Genomic DNA, 21,587 nt, shown 5'->3' on the forward strand with positions numbered 1-21,587 from the left:
TTGTTGCGTTACTCTCGCTCTTCACTCGTCAACAGATGGATGAACGATTGGAGGGGCTGCGACATCCACTTTTTGGGATGAAGCAAGAGCTGGAGATCCATGCGCAGATTGGCATGCGAGAATGGAAGCTGTGCCAGCTTGCCCGCGGAGAGCTCGCTTTGCACGGCGATATGCGGCAGCAGGGCAATGCCCAGCCCATTCATGACGCATTGTTTGATCGTTTCCAAATTACCTAGCTCAAAACCGATGCGAAGCGGAATGGCATGATCTTTGAGCAGTTGCTCAAACATGCCGCGATAAATGCAGCCTTCTTCGGTGACGATAAATTCGGCTTCATGGAAGTCACCTAGCTCCACGGCAGCTTGCTGTGACAGGGTATGCGCAAGCGGAGCTATCAGCACCAAAGGTTCTTCACGAACTTTGGTACAGGTTAGCTGATTGTCAGCCGGATAGCGATCCAGTAGGAGACCAATATCGTAGTCGCCATTTTTGACCTTGCTCATCAAAGAGGATTCGCTGTCAGGGTACAGCTGAATATTGAGGCCCGGATACAGCTGTTTCATTTCATGCAAATAGGGAGGCAAATAATAGGCGGCAAGCGAGTTAATCGTTCCGATGGTCAAAGTTCCGCTGACTTGGCTGGCAATCATTTCTTTGGACTGATCGTAAAGATCGAGCATTTGCACAACTAACTTGAGCAAGTTTTCTCCTGGAACGGTTAATCGCAGCTCACGACCGTATCTTTCGAAAAGGGGAACCTTATATTCTCTTTCCAGCTTCTGAATTTGCATGGTGATGCTGGACTGCGCGTAGCCTAGTTCTTCGGCAGCTTTAGTAAAGCTTTTTCGCCGGGCGACTTCCCGGAAGGTTCGGAAATACGTTAAATCCATGGGAGTCCCTCGTTTCATTATCAATAATATTGATGATCGATATCATTTATTATAGCTAACTGTGATGATAAGTTCCATGCTAAAGTGTTTGTATGCAGGAACATAGCGAAGGAGATGAGTCAGATGTTAAAAGAGCAGGACATGAAAGGTGTTTATGTTCCGATTATTACACCATTTGATGAAGAATTTGAGATAGATGCGGCTTCTTTTTACAATCACGCCTATCAGTTGTTTCAAGATGAAGTGGATGGACTTGTTGTCAATGGGACTACAGGCGAGTCGCCGACGATCACGGGGGAAGAATTAGCGGTCTTGTTTGCAACCGCACAGGCGGCAAGAACGGCAGCCAATGTACAAGCGCCGCTCGTCGTCGGCACAGGGACGAATGACACATTATCTACGGTAAAAAAAACAGAAATGGCAGGCAATCTAGGGGCAGACGCTGCACTGGTGGTCGTGCCTTATTACAATAAACCAAGTCAGCAAGGAATTATCGCGCATTTTCGCCGAGCAGCAAGTGTTGGCGTGCCGATCATTGTATACGAAGTTCCCCATCGGACAGGTGTAACATTGGAATTGGATACCGTTCGTGAAATACTCGATATCGACGGGGTTATTGGTATGAAAGACAGTACGCCAAATACGAAACTGTTAGCAGAGCTGACTCGGATGGGCTCGAAGCCAATTCTTTGCGGGGAGGATACGCTGCTGTTTGATGCCCTTCAAGCAGGGGCCAAAGGCGTTATGAGTGCGTCAGCCAATATTGAAACGGAGCGATTCGTCACGTTCTATCGCCATTTCGCAGCTGGCAGGAACGAGCTGTGCAAAGAGCTTTTTGAAGGATTGCTGCCACTTATTCGGCTTCTTTTTGCAGAACCTAATCCGGCTCCGCTCAAATGGCTGCTTGAACAGCAAGGCGTTATAGTGAACGGTACGCTGCGTCTGCCGCTTTTGCCCGTCACCGATAATTTAGCCGAGAGATTAACGACTTTTATATAAGAGAAGAGGGGGAAGTGCGATGAATCGAACGAAAGTGTTTACAGGGTCGCCGTGGGAGCCGCAAGTTGGTTATTGTCGGGCGATTCGTGTGGGAAACCGGATAGAGGTTGCGGGCACGACTGCGATGAAGGATGGTGAAGTCGTTGGTGCGGGGAATGCGTATGAACAGGCGCGATATGTGCTTCAGACGATCGAACATGCCTTGCATGAGCTGGGGGCAACCATGTCTGATGTTATTCGAACGCGCATGTTCGTGACGAATATTTCCTTATGGGAAGAGTTCGGCCGTGCTCATGGCGAGTTTTTTCGCGAGGTGCAGCCCGTGGCTACGATGGTCGAAGTGAAAGCGCTGATTGATCCGGATTTGATGATTGAGATTGAAGTTGAGGCTGTTGTAGGCTGAACTATAAAGGGCTGTCTCCAGAGGGAGACAGCATCGAACCCACTCTGAGCCTGCCAAAAAGGGGGTTGTCCCATAAGTAGATAAACCTACTTGAGGGACAGCTTTTTTGATTGGGATTGGGATTCGGAGAGGATCAATCGCCTATTCCAAACTTACCTTTGCTATTCGATTACCGACAGCTCGGATTTGTACATTTTAACCTGACATAAACTGGCCGTTCTGACCATTCTGCGTGTGATCTTCATTCATGCGTATGAATATAGCGTCCGGATTTATTTCACTATAGCTGTTACGGGTTAGAGTTCTGATAATTTCTTGATGAGCCTCCTACTTTCTCTGACTCTAGCTCCAGTTGCTTTCTCTAAACCTGCAATTATACATCTTTTTTGCTCTTGGAATAGCCTTTACTATTAAATTCCTGCATTTGTGCAGGCTTTTGAGGCTTTTTCTGGATGAGTGGCCGAAAAAGATAAAAATGCCTGCACAATTGCAGGCATTTCCACTTTTTAACCGAATTTGCTCGGAAATTCCTGTATTTTCGCAGGCTTTTACACTTGGGTGAACGGATCTGATCGGGAAGCCCCTTCATCCCACATGGAATTATAAAGTAGTCATCTATCGACGCTTTCCTACTAAATTTGGCTTATGGGACAGCCTCATCGAATCCGCTCTGAGCTTGCCAAAAAGGCCGTCTCCAGAGGGAGACGGCATCGAACCCTGCTTGAGCCTGCCGAAAAAGCAGTCTCAACGCACGAAGGAAGCAGCATCCCGGCGGAAGCACGCTGAGCCTGCCAAAAAGGCCGTCTCCAGAGGGAGACAGCATCGAACCCTGCTTGAGCCTGCCGAAAAGGCAGGCTCAACGCGCAAAGCAGTCCGCCTCCCCGCGAAAGCACGAAGAGCCTGCCAAAAAGGCCGTCTCCAGAGGAAGACGGCATCAAACCCTGCTTGAGCCTGCCGAAAAAGCAGTCTCAACGCACGAAGGAAGCAGCATCCCAGCGGAAGGACGCTGAGCTTGCCAAAAAGGCCGTCTCCAGAGGGAGACGGCATCGAACCCTGCTTGAGCCTGCCAAAAAAGCAGTCTCAACGCGCGAAGCAGGCTGCATCCCCGCGAAAGTACGCTGAACCAAAAAGGACACTCAGGAGGAATTCCTCCTGAGTGTCCTTTTAATCATGCGCAGCTTCTAACTTACACGTTTACCTACAATAATAAGGTCGCGTTCAATGCCATCCAGCTCTGCAATGCCCGGCAAATGCGCCCAGTTCTCAAAGCCAAACTTGCGGAATAGCTGCAAGCTGGGCTCGTTATGGCCGAATATGAAGCCAAGCAAGCTTTTGATTCCTAATTCAGGACTAGCTTCAATCGCTTTTTCGATTAAATATCGGCCAATGCCTCTGCCGCGGTAGGCTTCATCCACATAAATGCTGACTTCTGCTGTAGCATTGTAGGCAGGTCGGCCATAAAAGGATTGAAAGCTGAGCCAAGCACAAATATGATCGCCGTCTTCCATGACCCATAAGGGGCGGAAGTCGGGGGAGTGCTCATGAAACCAAGCTTCTCGGCTTGCCGTTGCAACAGGTTCCGTATCAGCGGTGACCATACGGCCTGCTACAGTTGTATTATAGATGCGGACGATGTCTGCAAGATCTTCAAGCTGGGCATTGCGAATAGGGAGTGGTGAGGTGCTCATTGTGTCAGTTCATTCCTTTCACTTAGTTGCTCATTGCTGCAAGCTTCATCCAGAATCGGCTGATGGTTTCTGTGCCTTTACTCCAATTCATCAAATGAAAATGTTCATTCGGAGCATGCAAATTTTCACCTGGCAAGCCAAAGCCAAGAAGCACAACCGGAGCGTCCAACACGCGTCCTAATACTTCAATAATGGGGATCGATCCGCCGCTTCGTGTATAGACTGGCCATACGCCATAGGTGTCCTCATAAGCCTCGGCTGCTGCAACCATGACGGGCTCATCAATATGGGTTATAAAAGGATTGCCTCGCAGCTGGCGGTCCAGAGTGACTTTGACGCCAGGCAGTGATTGCGCATGAATATGCGTTTCAATGGCATCCATGATTTCTTCCGGCACCTGCGCCGCAACGAGGCGACAGGCTACTTTGGCCGTAGCCCGATTCGGTATGATGGGTTTAATCCCTTCGCCTTGGAATCCGCCAGCTACGGATGTAATTTCCAGTGTTGGCCTTGATGTGGTTTGTTCATAGAAGGAGAATCCTTTTTCCCCATACAGCGAATCCACTTGCAAATCAGTGCGTACTTTGTTTTCATCCGGTTCCACTAGTTTAAACGCTTCTCGTTCTTTGTCAGAGAGTTCGATAACGCGGTCATAAAATCCTTTTACTGCAACTTGACCCTCATCATCGTGAAAAGTGCTGAGAAGCTTTGATAAGGCATGAATCGGATTCTGAACGGCACCTCCAAACAACCCCGAATGCAGATCGCTATTCGCGCCATCCACCGTAATTTCGAAACCTGCTAGTCCGCGAAGACCATACATGAGGGCCGGTTTGCCAGGCCCGTGCATTTGCGTATCGGAAAGTGTGATGGCATCAGCTTGTAATTTGTCTTGATATTTCTCTACAAAAGCAGGCAAATGCTTGCTGGCAATTTCTTCTTCGCCTTCGATGCAGAATTTCAAGTTTACAGGAAGACTGCCATGTGTGCGGAGAAACGCTTCAACCGTTTTGACGTAAAGCAGCAGTTGACCTTTGTCATCGGTGCTGCCTCGGCCGAACAGCTTGCCATCGCGAATGACGGGATCAAAGGGCGGCGTCTCCCAGAGCTCAAGCGGCTCAGCGGGTTGAACGTCATAATGACCATAGATCAGCACGGTCGGCTTGCCTGGAGCATGCAGCCAATCTGCATAAACGACCGGATGCCCGCCAGTGGGCATAATTTCAATATGTTCAAGACCTGCTTGCTTCAACGATTGTGCCGTCCACTCGGCGCAGCGAAGCATATCGGGCTGGTGCTCGGCGACAGCACTGATGCTTGGAATCCGCAGAAACTGCATGAGTTCCTCTATGTGTTGATCCTTTTGCTCGTCCAAATAAGCTTTGATGGGTTCAATCATGTGTAAGTTCTCCTTCTTTGAAAGCAATAGTAGTTAGTTGCTCCTTTTAACTTCCCCAAATACAGGTGAAATCCTGCAAATTCGTCTTAAAGAGGTGCATATTTATCCGAGAATGGCCAATCTGACTCGCACCAATCGTGTTTTATAAGAGCATCTAAAATAGGTCATTGGTTGTATGGAGAAATCTTCCATTTAATAGTATCTTTTAATAGATTACACGTATGGATTTTATTGTAAAAAAATTTTCAGGAAATTTTCAGTTTCATGAAACTTTTTTGGAAGATTCATCGTCTACTTTAGCATACATACAGTTTATCAATGAAAGGGAGTCCTACGAGTATGGCGAGATGGTTTCGCAAAAAAAACACATCGGAGGCTTTGGCGTTCGAAGAAGAGCAGGCAGTTGAAGTCAGCTCATCTCCTTCTAGACAAATAAAATCTCCACTTTTGACCGTAAGTGGCGTCCATCGCTCCTTTCAAGTTGGAGGTCAGAGATTGGATGTATTGAAAGGGATCGAGATGGAGCTGAAGCCGCTGCAGTTGGTGATGCTCAAAGGCCGTTCAGGTTCTGGCAAAACAACGCTGCTCAATTTAATTGGTGGGCTTGATCAGCCGAATGAGGGGGAAATTCGGTTTCAGGAGCATGCCTTCCATCTTAGCAGTGATGATGAGCGGACTTTGATTAGACGCAAAGAGATTGGCTTTATCTTTCAATCCTATGCCTTGATGCCTCTGCTGTCTGCTTGGGAGAATGTGGAACTCGCACTGCGCATGGCAGGCATTCCGCGTTCAGAGTGGAAAGCCAGGGTTAAGCACTGTTTGGAGCTTGTAGGACTTGGCAAGCGGATGCATCATCGTCCCTTTGAACTTTCCGGAGGAGAGCAGCAGCGTGTGGCGATAGCCAAAGCGATTGCGCATCGGCCATCGCTAATCTTGGCTGATGAGCCTACAGCAGAATTGGATTCCCAGATGGGAGCACAAATTATGTCTGTATTTCGCAGTATTATGAAGACAGAGCAGATTACGATATGTATGACGACTCATGACCCTACAATTTTGGAGGTTGCCGATCATGTTTACGAAATGGTGGACGGGAAGTTCGTCTCTTAATTGGACGAAGAAGCCCCTAGCAGCAGCACTTATATGTTCAACTCTCATCATCGCTTCAGGCTGCTCGCTATTGCCTAAAGAGCAAGAGGAAGAAGCCATCCCGTCGATTAATCCACCGAAGCTTTCGAAGAAACCAGAATATACGGTGAAAACAGAAACGCTGGAAACGAAAGTCAGAGGAAGCGGGCGCCTTATGGCGTTGAAGGAGGAGAAGCTATTTTTCTCCGAAGATATGACGGGGAAACGAATTAGCGCCGTTCTTGTGAAGAATGGAGACGCTGTTGTACAAGGACAGCCGATTGCCGAGCTTGATGTTTCGGATATGGATAGCGATTTAAAGCGGAAAAAGCTGCAAACGCGCAAAGATGAGCTGACCATGATCGAAACGCTGCGCAAGGCGGACGAGATGACACCGGAGCAAATTGAGCAGGCGAAAATTGATTTCGAGCTGAAACGCGAGGAGCTTGCGAAGCTTGAATTGCAAGTAAGCAAAGCTCAATTAGTAGCACCTTTCAGCGGCAATATTGTGACAGTTGTTTCGAAAAAGGGTGATACCGTGAAATCAGGCGAATCCGTTGCAACGCTCGCTGATTTGAATGAGCTTACGGTTGCGGCAAGCATCAGCGCTGATGACGCCAAGAAGATCGCCATTGGCATGGAAGCGCAAGTAGATATCAATTCCTCAGGTCAGCACAAGGGAAAAGTGAAGCAGCTTCCGGTTGTGCAAGGGAATGACAATAACAATGGCGGAGGATTCCCTGGTGATGGACAAGGCGGCCAGCAGGATTCGATTGACAAATATTTGGTCGTACAGCTGGATGAATTCCCCAAAGGTTTAAATCGAGGAACACCGCTTAGTGTCACCATCATTACCCAAAGAAAAGAAAATGCCACAACGATTCCACTCGCAGCGCTTCGCACCTATTCCGGTCGCAATTATGTTCAAGTGATTGATGCGCAAGGGAATAAGAAAGAAGTGGACGTGGAGATCGGCCAACAGACGTCAACGGATGTGGAGATTGTAAAAGGTCTTACAGCCGGTCAGAAAGTAGTGGGTCGCTAATGTCCATCCCGATGCTGCGGTTTTTATTTCGGAAAATGTGGAATACCCGCTGGCTAACGCTAAGCACGTTATTAGGCCTTGTCATGGCTGTTGCCTTTACCACGAGTATCCCGATGTATGCAGATGGATCCTTGAAACGAGTCGTTGCCAAATCGCTGGAAGAGAAGTCCAGCGGATTGCCTGCAGGCTCTTTGCTTATGCGATATCAAGCCGTTGGGTCAGAACGTGCAGGACTAGATGAGCTTAAAGACGTCAATGTATATATACAGGATCAAATTCCTAAGGATATTGCTTTTCCAGTAGCAACTTTCGCAAGCACCTACACCATCAAAGGGGCTCAGCTGACACCGGCCGATCAGACGAAAGTGGATCCAAGCAAACGTCGTCAGATGACGTTGACTTCGATGAGCGGGCTCAATAATCAGGTGGAATGGACCATTGGGCAGATGGCAGCGGGACAATTGCAAAATGGCATGATTGAAGCTGTTGTTCTCGAAGAAGCTTTATATCGCAATGATCTGCATATCGGGGATGTCTTTAACTATTCCGTTACCGGTGCAGGTGGAAGCCAGCTTCTAAAGGTGAAAATTGTTGGCTCTTTCAAACCGAAGAATGACGCAGATTCCTATTGGTTCCAAGGGTTGGAAGGATTAGTCAATACACTTGTTATTCATGATGATGTGTTTATGAAGACGTTGTTAACGGAGAAGAAAATTCCGCTGCAGCTTGCTAATTGGTATTATGCTTTTGATTTGCGCAATATTCAAACGAGTCAATTATCGCAATTGGATAACCGTTTGGAGCGGCTGGATATCAACTTGTTCCAGAAGCTCAAAAATACGAAGGTAGATGTGTCCTTCAAGCCTATTCTTGCCGAATTTAAAGCGCAAAGCTTGCAGATGCAAATTTTACTGTTCACCTTAGCGGCACCGATGATTGCCATGGTTTTCTATTACATTGTGATGAATGCCAGACAATCCCTAGATCGCCAACGTGGCGTAATCGCTATTTTGCGAAGCCGTGGAGGCAGCACTAATCAAATTATCGGCATTTACTTTCTGGAAGGTTTGCTGCTTGGCATTATTGCGCTGGTTATCGGTCCGTTTATGGGCTGGTTCATGGCCAAAAGCATCGGTTCCTCGAGCGGATTCCTGACGTTCGTAGATCGCAAATCGATTCCAGTCAGCTTCACGTCGGAAGCGATGCTTTATGGCAGTCTCGCCGTTCTTATCGCGATTCTCGCCAGTGTGATTCCAGCCGTTATGTTTGCGCGATCTTCGATCGTGAACTACAAACAGCAGCTTGCGCGTTCCGATCGCTCGCCGCTCTGGCAGCGTTGGTTCCTTGACATCGCGCTGCTTGGTTTCGTCGGTTATGGCTTCTACTTATTTGATCAACGTCAAATATTATCCGTACAAACCGGGCTGACGACAGATCAGCTCCAAGTGCATCCGCTCTTATTTTTCGTGCCTGCACTTTCGATCTTTGCGCTTGGACTTTTCTTTCTGCGTATTTTTCCATGGCTGCTTCGATTGTTCGGCTGGCTTGGCCGCAAATTCCTGCCAGTGCCGCTGTACTTAACCCTTGCACAGCTATCCCGTTCAGCCAAAGCCTATTATCCGCTGATGCTGCTTCTGATCCTTACGTTGGGTCTTGGGGTGTACAATTCTTCAGCAGCACGCACGATAGATTTGAACTCGACGGAGAGAACCCTCTACCAGTATGGAACGGATGTCGTGATGCAGACTGTTTGGGAAGGCTTTTCGGATGATCTGCCCAAAGATCCAAACGCAGGCAAAAACGGCGGTTCGCAGGGAAGCGGAGGAAACGGCGGGAATGGCTCTAATGGCTCTAACGGCAATGGTGGTTCGGGTGGCGGCCAAGGCGGTCCCAAGCCAGGCGAAGAAACGCCAAGCAAGATCAGATATGTCGAGCCGCCATTTCAAGTATTCCGTGATTTAGAGGGCGTTAAAGCAGCTGCAAGAGTGCTGCAAACCAAAGGAAATGTCGTCGTATCCGGTAAATCGACCGGCCAAGGCATGGTTATGGGCATCGACAATGTCGATTTTGCCAAAGTAGCCTGGTTTCGACCAGACTTATTCCCAGCACCGCCGCATCAATATTTAAATTTGCTGGGAAGTTACGAGCAGGCCGTCATCATTCCTTCCAACTATGCGAATAAATATGCGCTGAAAACAGGAGATTTGCTCTCCATCACGATTGGACAGCAGCCTGTAGAATTCGTCGTTGTCGGCATCTTGCCTTATTGGCCAAGTCAATATCCAGATCAAATGCCATTTTTCATTACCAATCTGGATTATTTGTATGATCAGGCTCCGATTCTTCCTTATGAGGTTTGGCTGAAAATGAAGCCGGACGCGAAAGTGGCGCCTCTTGTTGCAGCCCTGCAAGCCAAAGGAATTGAGCTTGCCTCCGTAAAAGATGTGCGCAATGAGCTGATCATTCAGAACAAGCTTCCTGCCAGAGGCGGTGTATTCGGCATCCTCAGTCTAGGATTCTTGGTCTCGGTAACGGTATCTTTAATCGGCTACATGCTGTATTGGTTCTTCAATCTTTCCAGTCGTGTCGTACAATTCGGGGTGCTTCGTGCCATGGGGCTTTCGCGCAAACAATTGACCGGGATGCTCCTTCTCGAGCAAGGCTTTACAGCGGGCTTATCGATTGCCCTGGGGATAGGGATCGGTAAATTAACAAGCTATTTCTTCCTGCCTTTCTTGCAAACCTCACAAAATGTGAAGACGCAAGTGCCGCCTTTCCGTGTCGTTTTCGATTCCAAAGATACCTACCAGCTATATTTCGTCGTAGCTTTTATGATGATAACTGGGGCGCTGCTGCTGTTCTTGCACATTAGAAGGCTGCGTGTTCATCAAGCTGTGAAGCTGGGGGAGGAGAAATAGCATGATTACCTGTGAAGGCTTGGTCAAAATTTACAAAACAGATGAAATTGAAGTTGTCGCCTTACAAGGGCTGAACATCCAAATCGACGCCGGTGAGCTGATGGCGATTATTGGGAACAGCGGAAGCGGCAAGTCCACCTTCCTTAACATTTTGGGAGGGCTGGATCGCCCGTCTGCTGGTCAAGTGAAAGTCGGCGACTGGGATTTATTGAAGATTACGGATAAGCAGCTTGTTGAGTACAAACGGCATACAGTCGGATTCATCTGGCAAAATAATGCACGCAATCTTGTGTCGTATTTAACCGCACTGGAAAATGTCGAAATGCCCATGATGCTTAGCGGCAACTATGATCCGGTCTATGCCAAGCAATTATTGGAATGGGTCGGTCTGAGCCACCGAATGAACAACAAGCTGCAGGAACTGTCAGGGGGCGAACAACAGCGCGTCGCCATTGCGATATCGCTTGCGAATCGCCCACGGCTGCTGCTGGCTGATGAGCCTACTGGATCTGTAGATACGAAGACGGCAGATATGATTCTCTCTATTTTTCAACGGTTGAACAAGGAACTGGGGGTAACCATTGTTATTGTTACCCATGATTTATCCATGGCTGGCAAAGTGGGAAGAGTTGTCGCCATTCGAGACGGGATGACAAGCTCAGAGTTTATTGCAAGGAATCCTTCGATTGATGGCACGGCAACTGGATTTACGAGCGAAGACCACGAAGAGTATGTCGTTCTGGATCGAGCAGGCAGGCTGCAAGTTCCGAAGGCTTACTTGACAGCTCTGCAAATTGATGGCAAAGCATCGATGGAGTTCGATGGCGAGAAAATTATGATCAAAGCACCAAAAGGGCTAGCTGCGAATGAAGATGCAGCACCTATAACATCTACTGTTGGAGGGAAAACGAAATGAAATTGATGAATCGTAAAATGCTGGCTACAACCTTAACGCTTAGCTTGGTTGTGCCTTTAGCTGTTGCTTGTACAAAAGGGGATAAACCGGATGATAAGCAGGAACGTGTACTTCGCATCGCGAATTCCATGGGATATGGCGGAGATGATGAATATTTCAGACAACAATTCACGGAAATTTTTGAGTTTGCCAATCCAAATATCAAAATTGAGTTTATTCCTACGATGGACGACGCGTTCCGCTTTGGCGGGGGTCAACCTGGTGAAAAGATGCCTGATCCTATGGTGAAATTGAAGGAAGTTATGCAGGGTGACAATCCTCCGGATGTGGTCATGGTCGGTTATGAGCAACTGCCCGAAATTATTGAAAGCAATTTATTGACACAGCTTGATCCTCAGATTACGAAAGATAAATTCGATACATCCGGCATTGTGCCTGCGGTCATTGATGGCATCAAAAATGCAGGCGGCGGCAAGCTCTATGCCTTAGCGCCGACGTTTAGTTCATCAGCTCTCATTTATAATAAAAAAATGTTTCAGGATGCTGGTGTAGATTTTCCGAAGGACGGCATGACATGGGATGAAACTTTTGATCTTTCCAAACGTCTAGTTAAAGGGCAAGGAGAGAATCGCATTAACGGCTTCTCTTTCTCTACACAATCGCAAGGCGACAATTTATTTTATGGCATGCAAATGTATACAGCTCCCCTTCAGCTCAAAATGTTTGATGATGCCGGAGAGAAAATGACGGTAGACACGGATCAATGGGAAAAGGTTTGGGCGAAAATGGCGCAGCTGCAGAAAGACAATGTGTTCCCGGAATTGATGGATCCTCAGAAGCCGATGAACCGCCAATTCGATCAGAACAATCCATTCTCTTATGATGACTTCATGTCGAATCGTTTAGCGATGGGAATTATCAATTATGGACAGCTTCAGCAGATTACGAATGCGAACAAAAATGCAGCCAGCTACAAAGGTTATACCCCTATTGATTGGGATGTCGTAACGATTCCTTCCCATCCTGAAGCGAAGGGTGTCGGCGGATCTATCTACATGAATGGGATTATGGGGATCAATGCCAAAGCGCAAAATCCTGAAGATGCATGGAAATTCATTAAATTTATTAATGGCGAAGATTGGGCAAAGCTGAAGTCACACAGCTCTTATAATTTAGTAGCTCGTTCCAAGTATTTGAAACCTAAGGATGGATTGGATTTCCATATGGAAGCTTTCTATAATGTCGTGCCTGCTCCGATGGAAAATAACATGAAACTGTATCGTGATAATCCGAACATTTATCAGGTTCAAGAGATTGGGCGCCAGCAATTCTCGAACGTCCTGCAAGGGAAAACAACCGCACGCGAAGGACTTAAGCAGTGGCAGACACAAGGCGATGCGATGCTGAAACAAATGAAAGAAAACCCAACCACACCAATGCAACCCGGCGTGATGCAGGCTGTACCTGCCGGTTAAGGCAGATCAGCTTGACAGCTAACAGCCAGATAGACTTATAAGGAGGTCATTCATCCCCATGAAAATTAAGTTTCATCATATTCGCTTGGCCACTATTGCTTTGTCGGCAACCTTAGTCCTAGGAGCTGTTACGCCCGTATGGGCGGACAGCAGTCCAGCAGCAATCTCAGTTGCTATAGGCAAGGTGCCGATCACAGGCAGCAGCTATTTTGAATTAAAGCAAATTCACGTTCTTCCTGACCAAAGCGGGAAATTGGCGACATTCACCATCAGCATACACAACGAAGGCAGCAGCGAGCTGCAGTTTATTGATTACTGGGCCCGCTTGAAAAGCAAATCCGGCAATCAATTCTCGGCGCGTTTAGTACCTGCGGATAAAGATAAGAACCGTGTGGCCCCAGGGTCAACGACGGATTTAACCTTTTATGCGAATGTGAATGCAACCACGAATTTGCAAGATCTCGTTGTTCAATTCATCAAATGGGATTTCAGTCAGACCAATTTTGAACGTGTGCTTGGCGAAGTTGCCGTTCCTGCTGATTTCACGGATGTCACGCCAACCGACAGCGCTGCGTCCATTTCCATTGGGGGCGTTCAAGTCAATGCTTCGATTAAGAAGTTCGTCAGCAACAAAAATGAAAAATATCATGTTCCAACAGTCTACTTAACGTTAGAAAATGTGGGGAATAACGCAGTCACGATTCCTTCCTACCTCTTTTCCATCCGCACATCCGAGGGCCTGCTGTATCCTGTGGAAGCCAAAGGAATTAAGGATCTAAAGATTAATCCAAAGGAACAGAAAGAAATTCAATTATCCGGTTCGATACCGGTCGCGGTTGCTGCGGATGCTTGGCAGCTATCCGTGGCTGAGACAATTGCAGATCTGAAGTTGAATGTTGCGGTTGCCAATTTTCAATTGCCGGCTGTTTCCAAACAGGATGGCGGCTCAATCGGCAAAGAATATACCTTCACAAACAAATCAGGCGTGTATACGACGCAATTGAATGGACTTCATCGTTTGCCTTGGGATGATCAAGACATTTTAACGGCGGATTTAACACTTTTCAACAAAGGTGATGAGTCCTTGCCTATCCCCAAATTATCGGGCTACTTCATGCTGGATGATGCTGTGAAAATTGATGCGAAGCTCATTCAGACGGAAAAAGTAATCGGACTAGGGGCAAAAGGGAATGTGAATCTGCAGATTGCCGGAAAAGTCCCTTATACGTATGAATTTTCTAAAGTGAAGCTTGTCCTGCAGGAGAATGAAACGGACACACCGGCTTCAGGAACGGATAAGGGCAGCACAACGACTACGGATGTGTTGGAGTTCTCCGCACAGTCCGAGATACAGGCTATTCCTTTTGTTAACTCTGGAGAATCCTATACCACGAACGATGTGGGGCGCAAAGCTAAATATGCGGTTCGCAATGTCTCTACTTATGAAGACAAGACGAATATCATGTTTTCAGCTATGGTCGAGGTCACTAATTTAGAGAAACGATTCTCAACGGTTTCTAAGCTGGTTGCTAACTTCCGTTCTCCAGATGGGACGATATTCCCAGCTTCCGTTGCAGAAGTGAAAAACAAGATCAGTCCAACGGGGAAAGCTTTACTGAATGTGTGGGCTACCGTACCGAAAGGGTTTTCCACCGCTAATATGAACTTGCTTTTGGGAGAGGCAGTTACGGAAGGCAAATTGTCAGAGGGAGAAAAGGCCGTAGCCGATTCTTATGTTAATCCTGTTTCCTACTGGCTTCCGGACGAGAAGAAAGAGGTAGCGAAAACTCTCAAAAATGTTGATTTGTTCCCTTATACCATTTCAATTGATAAGATTAGCACGGCTGTTGAGGATAATCTGTTTAAGCTGAAGTTTAATTACGAGCTGACCAAGGAAAAATTAACGGAAATTAATACCGAAGGCCATAATTTATTGCTTGTTTTTGAAGATGGCGGCGGCATTAAGCGTTTTGAGAAAAAATTCGATTTTAAAGATTTTGATGTTTACAATGGTGACTCCACCGCTGACGAGGATACGAAGATCCGCCTTGGCAAACGAGAAAAATTCTTAATCTCCATTTCAGACCCAGGACTTATTTTCAATACTAAATACCTTGAGAAGTACAAGCTTAGTGTGTATGACGAGTTCCAAGGCCAAAGAAAACTGCTGGCCACACAGACTGCAGATTGGTTTATCACGACGGACTAGCACTGAAATTGAAGCGAAGGCACAGAGCCTTCGCTTTTTTTTGTATTCAGTCACATCAAGTCATAACCAATAAGTGAACGATATGACCATTTTATGACTGAGATATGACTTCCCTCACCTGTTTTTCTGGCAATGAAGCGATATAATAAATCCAGATCGCGAATAAACATAAAATTTCAATGCAACTTTATGTTTTGTTAAGAATTTCCAAGTATGATGAATGAGTGTGCATCACGGTAGTAACGTAATAAAGCTGGTGATAGGGGAGAAGTGAGAATGTCCAAGTTAACTGAGTTTTCCATGAAAAATATAGCAGCGATCTTTATTGTTATGCTGCTATTGGTCGTAGGAGGAACGTTTTCTACAACCACACTGAAGGTAGAAAGTATGCCGGATATTACGTTTCCTGTCGTCATTATTAGTACGACATATGTCGCACCTCCGAAGGATGTGCTGGACGAAGTAACGAAGCCATTAGAAAAGGCTGTCGCGGGGTTAGATGGATTGAAAACCCTAAGCTCAGGCTCACAAGACAATTACTCACAGATTATTTTGGAGCTGGAACAAGATAAAAAGCCTGAAGATGTCAAGAAAGATGTGGAGAGCTTGATCTCCAATGTGAAGCTGCCTCAAGGCTCCGAGAAGCCGAAGGTATTAACAGCTGGCTTCGCGTCCGAGCCGGTCTATTACTTAGCGGTTTACGGCGATGCGTCCACGAACCAAACCGAGCTGGATAAAGCCTACAAGGATACGATTCTTCCCGGCTTTAACGGCTTAAAAGGAATCGACCATGTGGATTCGGTCGGTAATCAAGACGCAGTACTTACGATTAAATTGGATGCGCCCGCGATTAACAACTATGGGCTGACTCCAGCAGAAGTATCGAGCTTGATTAAAGCTTCACTCGTTTCCAGCCCTGCGGGCACAGTGGACTTCAATGGGAACTCACAGATGGTTCGTGTCAAAGGCGAGCTGGATACGATTTACAACTTAGATAATTTGAAAATTTCAACCAAAACAGGCGACACGCTGCTATTGAAGCAAATTGCTAAAGTAGAAGCTATCAGCGAGTCGAAGTTTATCGCCCGATTAGATGATCAAGCAGCAATTGGGGTACTTTTATACAAAACGAAGGCAGCAAATGCCGTTGAGTTCGCAGATAGTGCCGATAAGCTGATGACGGACTGGGGAACAACACTCCCAGGGGTTAAATTCCATAAGATCTATAATTCAGCTAACGACATTAAGGATTCCATCCATGGCATGGTGCAAGAAGGCGGATTAGGCGCTGTGCTTGCCTCGCTTATGATTCTGCTGTTCCTGCGTAATATTCGTATGACGGTTATCGTTCTCGTTTCGATTCCTCTTTCGATTCTGGTCACCTTATTGGTAATGGGACCGCTCGGTATCTCATTGAACATTATGACGCTTGGCGGAATGGCGATCGCCGTTGGTCGGGTCGTCGATGACAGTATCGTCGTTATTGAGAATATTTATAGTCAGCTGCAGGCTGCTCAAGAGCGAAATGAATCTGTCATCAAGCTAGCTACGAAACAAGTCTCTAGCGCGATTACGTCCTCGACGATTACAACTGTAGGTGTATTTGGTCCTATCGGCTTCGTGAGCGGAGTTGTCGGTGAAGTATTCCGTCCATTCGCCATCACACTTGTGGTCGCTTTAATGTCATCTTTGATTGTTGCGTTAACGGTAATTCCAATGCTGGCGAAGTTATTAGTGCTGCGCAGCAAAAAACTAGGTTCACACGATGATAATCATGTGACACCGATGGCTAAAAAGTACAAAAAAGCACTTATCTGGTCATTGAACAACCGTATCAAAACCTTGTTGATTTCTTTAGTTGTTCTTGTTCTTTCAATCTTCATAACTGTTCCTAACTTGGCAGTTGCTTTTATGCCGAACAGTGAATCTGTTAAGCAAGGTGCTATCACGATTAAAATGCCGCGGGAAACATCCATCGAAATGATGAATGAGAAATCTAAAGAGCTCGAAAAAGATTTGAAGCAGCATACAGACAAAGCAGGCAAACCTGCGTTCAAGTACATTGAATCTCTCGTTGGTTACAACCAAAGCAGCGACCGTTTTGCCTACAGAACGATGATGTTTTTTGAATTAACACCAGAGACCGATGCAGATGCAGGGGTTAAGAAGTACAAAGAAGATATGCTGAAGCTCCTTCCAGCAGGCTCTGAAGTTAATATTCAACTGTTCACAGGCGGTCCGCCAACCTCGACGGGTGCCGATTTCTCTTATGCGCTTAAAGGAGATGACCAGCTTTATCTCAAGCAGGCGGCTCAGCTGATCAAGGATAAAATGAAGGAATTCCCAGAACTGAATGATATTAAAGACAGCCTAAGTGATTCCAAAACAGAAGTTGAAATCACCGTAGATCAAAACAAAGCACGCTTGTATGGTCTTTCAAGTTCACAAATTCTCCAGTCGGTGAATGCTTGGATTGCAGAGGAGAAGCTTGGTGATTTGAAATTCAACAATGTCACTTATGAGACTAAAGTGCTGTTAAATCCGATGTACAAAAATTCGGTCGATAAATTAGGTCTTTTCCTGATTAAAACGCCGACAGGCCAAACGGTGCAGTTGAATGAACTTGCTAAAGTCAGACAGATTGATGCGCCTAGCAGCATTAGTCGAGAAGATCAAGAGCAAATCATCAGCGTAAGTGCTAAAATTGTTAGCACAGACAAAGGCGGCGCAAGCAAGAAAATTTCAGATGAGCTTGCCAAAATTGAATTGCCATCCGGCGTAAGCCGTGAAGTCAAAGGCGTGTCCGACGATATTAACAAAAGCTTCATGGAAATGTTCATGGCCATCATCGCGTCCATCTTCATTGTATATACCGTCATGGTTATTGCTTTTGGAAACGCCCGAGCACCGTTAGCGATTCTATTCTCACTGCCGCTGGCAGCCATTGGGGGGCTCCTTGGACTTCTATTGACCGGGGAATCCATTAACGTAACCTCACTGATCGGATTCTTGATGTTGATCGGTATCGTAGTAACGAATGCCATTGTTCTTGTCGATCGTGTTCAACAGCTTAGAAATCAGAATTATTCCATCCGCGATGCCTTAGTTGAAGCGGGGATTACGCGCTTAAGACCGATTATTATGACGGCAGGCGCAACCATTATTGCTTTGCTGCCGCTTGGACTAGGTTTATCCAAAGGAACGATTATTTCCAAAGGCTTGGCGGTTGTTGTTATTGGCGGTCTGACGACTTCTACGCTGCTTACACTCGTCATTGTACCCATCATTTATGAAATGTTATTTAAGAAAAGAGAAGGCCGTTGGTTCAAAAGAAAAGGGAAGTCGGCAACTGTACAATCGGAGCAAGCAGCATCTGTTCTTCAATAAGCTGAATAGGGGAAAAGGAGAAAATGAATATGAAACGTCAGTTGTTTACGATTAAACAGAGTGCCAAATTATTCGGTATCGTCGCGCTTAGCGCGGCGATCGCCGTAGGATGTTCCGCATCGCCAGCGGCAAGCCCTGCCGCGACCACGGCAGCTGCTGAGCAAGGGGTTAAGGTCGTCAAGACGGCCAAGATCGTGAAGCAAAAGATTGGTGATCCGATTGAACAAGTGGGAGATGTTGAATCCTCTGTTCAATTGGATGTAGTGACGAAGTCTGGCGGCGAAGTCATTGAGATTGTGAAGAAGCGCGGGGATAAAGTTGAAAAAGGCGATGTCCTTTTCCGCTTGGATCCAACGGATACGTTGATTCAGAAAGATTTAAATACAGTGAGTATTAAAGGGGCTCAAGCTGGACTAACAGCTGCCAAGCAAAACACTTCAAATGGGATCGAGGATGCGAAGGATCGCGTTTCCAAGATGGAAACAGCCGTCAACGATCTACAGAAAGCCTATAATACGATTCATAACGATTATGACTTGGGAACTGCAACCAAAGCTCAGCTAGATCAGGCTCAAACGACATTAACGAATACGAAGAAGGATCTCGATAGTGCAAGAAGATCATTGAAAACCTTGCAAGAGACCAACTCGCTTGCGCAAGCGGAGACAAGTCTGGAATCCGCACAAGTCTCTGCACGCAGCATTGAAAGATCGCTGAGCAATCTGGATGTTAAGGCCCCGGCTTCAGGTGTCTTAACAGATCTTAACGTGACCGTTGGCCAATCATTGAATATCGGAGTTCGTGTTGGAGAAGTTCAACAAACGAACCCTGTCAAAATTAAGTCGCAATTAACCGAAGCTTCGGCTAATCTAATTAGAGGGAAAAGTGAATTGACGTTCTACATTCCGGACGTGACTCAGAAAGCTAGTGCAAAAGTCATTTACTTATCCGATGTCATTAACGGGCAAACCAAGACGTACGATCTTGAGCTGGAAGTTGCGAATCCCGATGGCAAGCTGAGACCAGGCTCCAAGGCGCAAGTAGAACTGACCAAGGATGATGAGCAAGTCGTGCCGGTTGTGCCAAGTTTAAGCATCGTCCGTGAGGGCGGGGATAATTTCGTCTACATCGCAAATGGTGAAACCGTACAAAAACGTAAAGTTGAACTCGGTCGTTTGAATGAAACGAATCAGGAAGTGATTTCCGGCGTAAAAGAAGGCGATGTGCTCGTTATTTCCGGGCAGCATCAATTGAAAGATCAAGATAAAGTCAAGATAAGCAACTAACTTATCCCTTAGGAGGAGAAATAAGTGAAGAAGACGATGAAGAGATCGCTAGCTACCATTATTCTATCCACTGCACTTTTAACTACAGCATCTTTTCCTGCATGGGCAGCTGAAGGATCTAACCTAACCGCTTTTGCGGCTACGAATGCTGTCACAAGCTATACGTTAACGGATAAAGTTGAAGTGGAAATCAAAAGCATACTCAACGAGCATGAATCCGACTCAACGAAGCTCGGAGCTGTCATCCGGGTGCGAAACACAAGTGGGAAAATAACCCGCGTACCTGATTTTGAATTGCGTGTTCATATGGCGGATGGTACGGACTACACCCTTCAGCCAAGCGCCAAAAATGTCAAATCGATTCAACCCAAAAGTCAACAGGAGCTAAGCTATTTGACCGTTGTAGACGGTGGCGATGATGTGGCTCTTACGGATCTCAGCTTCGTAGATGTTGATTTGGAAGTGTATCCTAAGAAAGAAACAACGCTGCTAGCCGTTAAAGTCGATGGCAGCAATGTATGGAACGGCAGCGACAGCTCGATCACAAAGCCTGCAGCTATTCTCAAATGGGGCGAAGCTTTTGCACTACCTTCCTTGCGTTCGCCGTTAGGATTCATCCCGATTGACATTCATAAAGAAATAACAGCAAAAGGTGTTTCGACAGTCGTTCAAATTCAAGTTGTGAACCCGACCAAAGAACGCCAGACCGTACCTAACTTCGGCATCGATGGCAAGACGGAAGATCGTGTGTATTCCGGAAGCCGTGCAGAAGCTTCCGTTACCTTGGAGCCAGGTGAGAAGAAGTATATCCATATTGTGATTCCAACGGATTTGGACACCGAATTCACCAGCTTGAATGTTGTGACGCCAGAAGTGTTTTCCGTAGCGGCTGGCGAAGGCAAGTTCGTGGATAATTCCTATCATGTGGGTCGTATCAACATTCTGCTGCCAAGCGGAGCTGCGACGCAAGGCGTCATTCCGGCTCCTGATTATGCGTTGGGTACTCCAGTTAAGCTGGATTCGACGAATAAATTTGTTCCATCGAATGTTGATGTATCGTTAGTTGAGCTTCATGTTACCAGCAATGAAGATGATGGTTTCAATACGGCTGTCGCTAAGTTTAAACTGACGAACAACAGCGATCGTCCAATTCCGATTCCGGCCATTCAAACGGAGCTGGTGAGCAAAGACGGATATGCCTACGGCGGCAAAAGACAGGCGCAGACCGCACTTAGTGTCGTTCCGAATGCTTCGTATGTAGTAAGCTACTCATACGCACTTCCTGCTTCCGAGACAGGGGACGGCTTGAAGATGAATCTTTACAGCCAACAATCGAGTGGAGAAACAACCTATAAGTCACTTCTTGCTACCGCTAAAGTACCTGTGCAGAAAAATGATTTTACAGGGAAAGAACTTCAGGTATATCCATATCAAATCACGATCAAAGATTGGAGCATTTCAGCAATTTTACAAGCTGCGATGATCTATGATTATAAGCTGAAGCTGGATCTGGATATTAAACCGGATAAAAAAGTAACCGTGGATAAATTCAACAGCAGCCTTTCCTTTGAATTGTTCGACAAAGTGGGCAATCCGGTCGGGAAAACCGTTCAAGCTTTATCTGGCGAAGGCCGATTGTATAATGGAACGAATACCATTGATCTGAATGCGAGATCTAATCAACTTGATTTCCCGATTCAAGTGAAGATATTTGAGACGTTCACGAATGAATACGGAGAAGTCGTCAAACGATTACTGACTACGTTCAAACAATAGTAGAAAATGAAGTGAAAGCCGCTTGGACTCTGATGCTCAGAGAACATCCAAGCGGTTTTTTGTTCTAT

14 protein-coding genes are annotated in these 21,587 nt (G+C 46.4%); 11 read left to right on the plus strand and 3 right to left on the minus strand.

What is annotated here, in order from left to right:
* Positions 1–8: 8 nt before the first annotated feature.
* A complete protein-coding gene (locus HQN90_RS05050; RefSeq protein ID WP_173216750.1) occupies positions 9–890 on the minus strand; it encodes a LysR family transcriptional regulator in 882 nt (293 codons plus the stop codon).
* A gap of 123 nt (positions 891–1,013) precedes the next feature.
* Here HQN90_RS05050 and dapA point away from each other — a divergent pair, with 123 nt between their 5' ends.
* Both dapA and HQN90_RS05060 read left to right on the plus strand, forming a co-directional pair.
* A complete protein-coding gene (gene dapA, locus HQN90_RS05055) occupies positions 1,014–1,889 on the plus strand; it encodes a 4-hydroxy-tetrahydrodipicolinate synthase (RefSeq protein ID WP_173216751.1) in 876 nt (291 codons plus the stop codon).
* A gap of 19 nt (positions 1,890–1,908) precedes the next feature.
* Complete coding sequence (locus HQN90_RS05060) at positions 1,909–2,292, plus strand: RidA family protein (protein WP_173216752.1); 384 nt, start codon at positions 1,909–1,911, stop codon at positions 2,290–2,292.
* 1,181 nt (positions 2,293–3,473) lie between these two features.
* On the opposite strand, the gene HQN90_RS05065 is transcribed toward HQN90_RS05060, so the two are convergent.
* Together HQN90_RS05065 and HQN90_RS05070 are read right to left on the minus strand one after the other, a co-directional pair.
* Positions 3,474–3,980 carry a GNAT family N-acetyltransferase gene (locus HQN90_RS05065; protein ID WP_173216753.1) on the minus strand — a complete coding sequence of 169 codons (507 nt, stop codon included), beginning with the start codon at positions 3,978–3,980 and terminating at the stop codon, positions 3,474–3,476.
* A 22-nt stretch (positions 3,981–4,002) separates the two neighbouring features.
* On the minus strand, positions 4,003–5,379 hold the full coding sequence (locus tag HQN90_RS05070) for a dipeptidase (RefSeq protein ID WP_173216754.1): 1,377 nt from the start codon (positions 5,377–5,379) through the stop codon (positions 4,003–4,005).
* Positions 5,380–5,718: 339 nt separating this feature from the next.
* On the opposite strand from HQN90_RS05070, the gene HQN90_RS05075 reads away from it, so the two are divergent.
* The 9 genes from HQN90_RS05075 (at position 5,719) to HQN90_RS05115 (ending at position 21,519) form a co-directional block, all read left to right on the plus strand.
* Entirely contained in the window at positions 5,719–6,489 is a 771-nt protein-coding gene (locus tag HQN90_RS05075) for an ABC transporter ATP-binding protein (protein WP_173216755.1), read from the plus strand.
* Complete coding sequence (locus HQN90_RS05080; protein ID WP_173216756.1) at positions 6,452–7,552, plus strand: efflux RND transporter periplasmic adaptor subunit; 1,101 nt, start codon at positions 6,452–6,454, stop codon at positions 7,550–7,552. The genes HQN90_RS05075 and HQN90_RS05080 overlap by 38 nt, the downstream gene beginning before the upstream one ends.
* Entirely contained in the window at positions 7,552–10,470 is a 2,919-nt protein-coding gene (locus HQN90_RS05085; protein WP_173216757.1) for an ABC transporter permease, read from the plus strand. Before HQN90_RS05080 ends, HQN90_RS05085 begins: the two co-directional genes overlap by 1 nt.
* 1 nt (position 10,471) lies before the next feature.
* On the plus strand, positions 10,472–11,386 hold the full coding sequence (locus tag HQN90_RS05090; protein WP_173216758.1) for an ABC transporter ATP-binding protein: 915 nt from the start codon (positions 10,472–10,474) through the stop codon (positions 11,384–11,386).
* On the plus strand, positions 11,383–12,861 hold the full coding sequence (locus HQN90_RS05095) for an ABC transporter substrate-binding protein (protein WP_173216759.1): 1,479 nt from the start codon (positions 11,383–11,385) through the stop codon (positions 12,859–12,861). Before HQN90_RS05090 ends, HQN90_RS05095 begins: the two co-directional genes overlap by 4 nt.
* A gap of 58 nt (positions 12,862–12,919) precedes the next feature.
* The gene (locus HQN90_RS05100; RefSeq protein ID WP_173216760.1) at positions 12,920–15,070 is read left to right on the plus strand and encodes a hypothetical protein; all 2,151 of its coding nucleotides are present in this window, start codon (positions 12,920–12,922) and stop codon (positions 15,068–15,070) included.
* 276 nt (positions 15,071–15,346) lie between these two features.
* A complete protein-coding gene (locus tag HQN90_RS05105; protein WP_173216761.1) occupies positions 15,347–18,457 on the plus strand; it encodes an efflux RND transporter permease subunit in 3,111 nt (1,036 codons plus the stop codon).
* A gap of 29 nt (positions 18,458–18,486) precedes the next feature.
* Entirely contained in the window at positions 18,487–19,743 is a 1,257-nt protein-coding gene (locus HQN90_RS05110) for an efflux RND transporter periplasmic adaptor subunit (RefSeq protein ID WP_246362081.1), read from the plus strand.
* Between the two features lie 24 nt (positions 19,744–19,767).
* The gene (locus HQN90_RS05115; RefSeq protein ID WP_173216763.1) at positions 19,768–21,519 is read left to right on the plus strand and encodes a hypothetical protein; all 1,752 of its coding nucleotides are present in this window, start codon (positions 19,768–19,770) and stop codon (positions 21,517–21,519) included.
* Positions 21,520–21,587: the final 68 nt, after the last annotated feature.

It is taken from the genome of Paenibacillus alba, assembly GCF_013204855.1.
Lineage (GTDB): Bacteria > Bacillota > Bacilli > Paenibacillales > NBRC-103111 > Paenibacillus_E > Paenibacillus_E alba.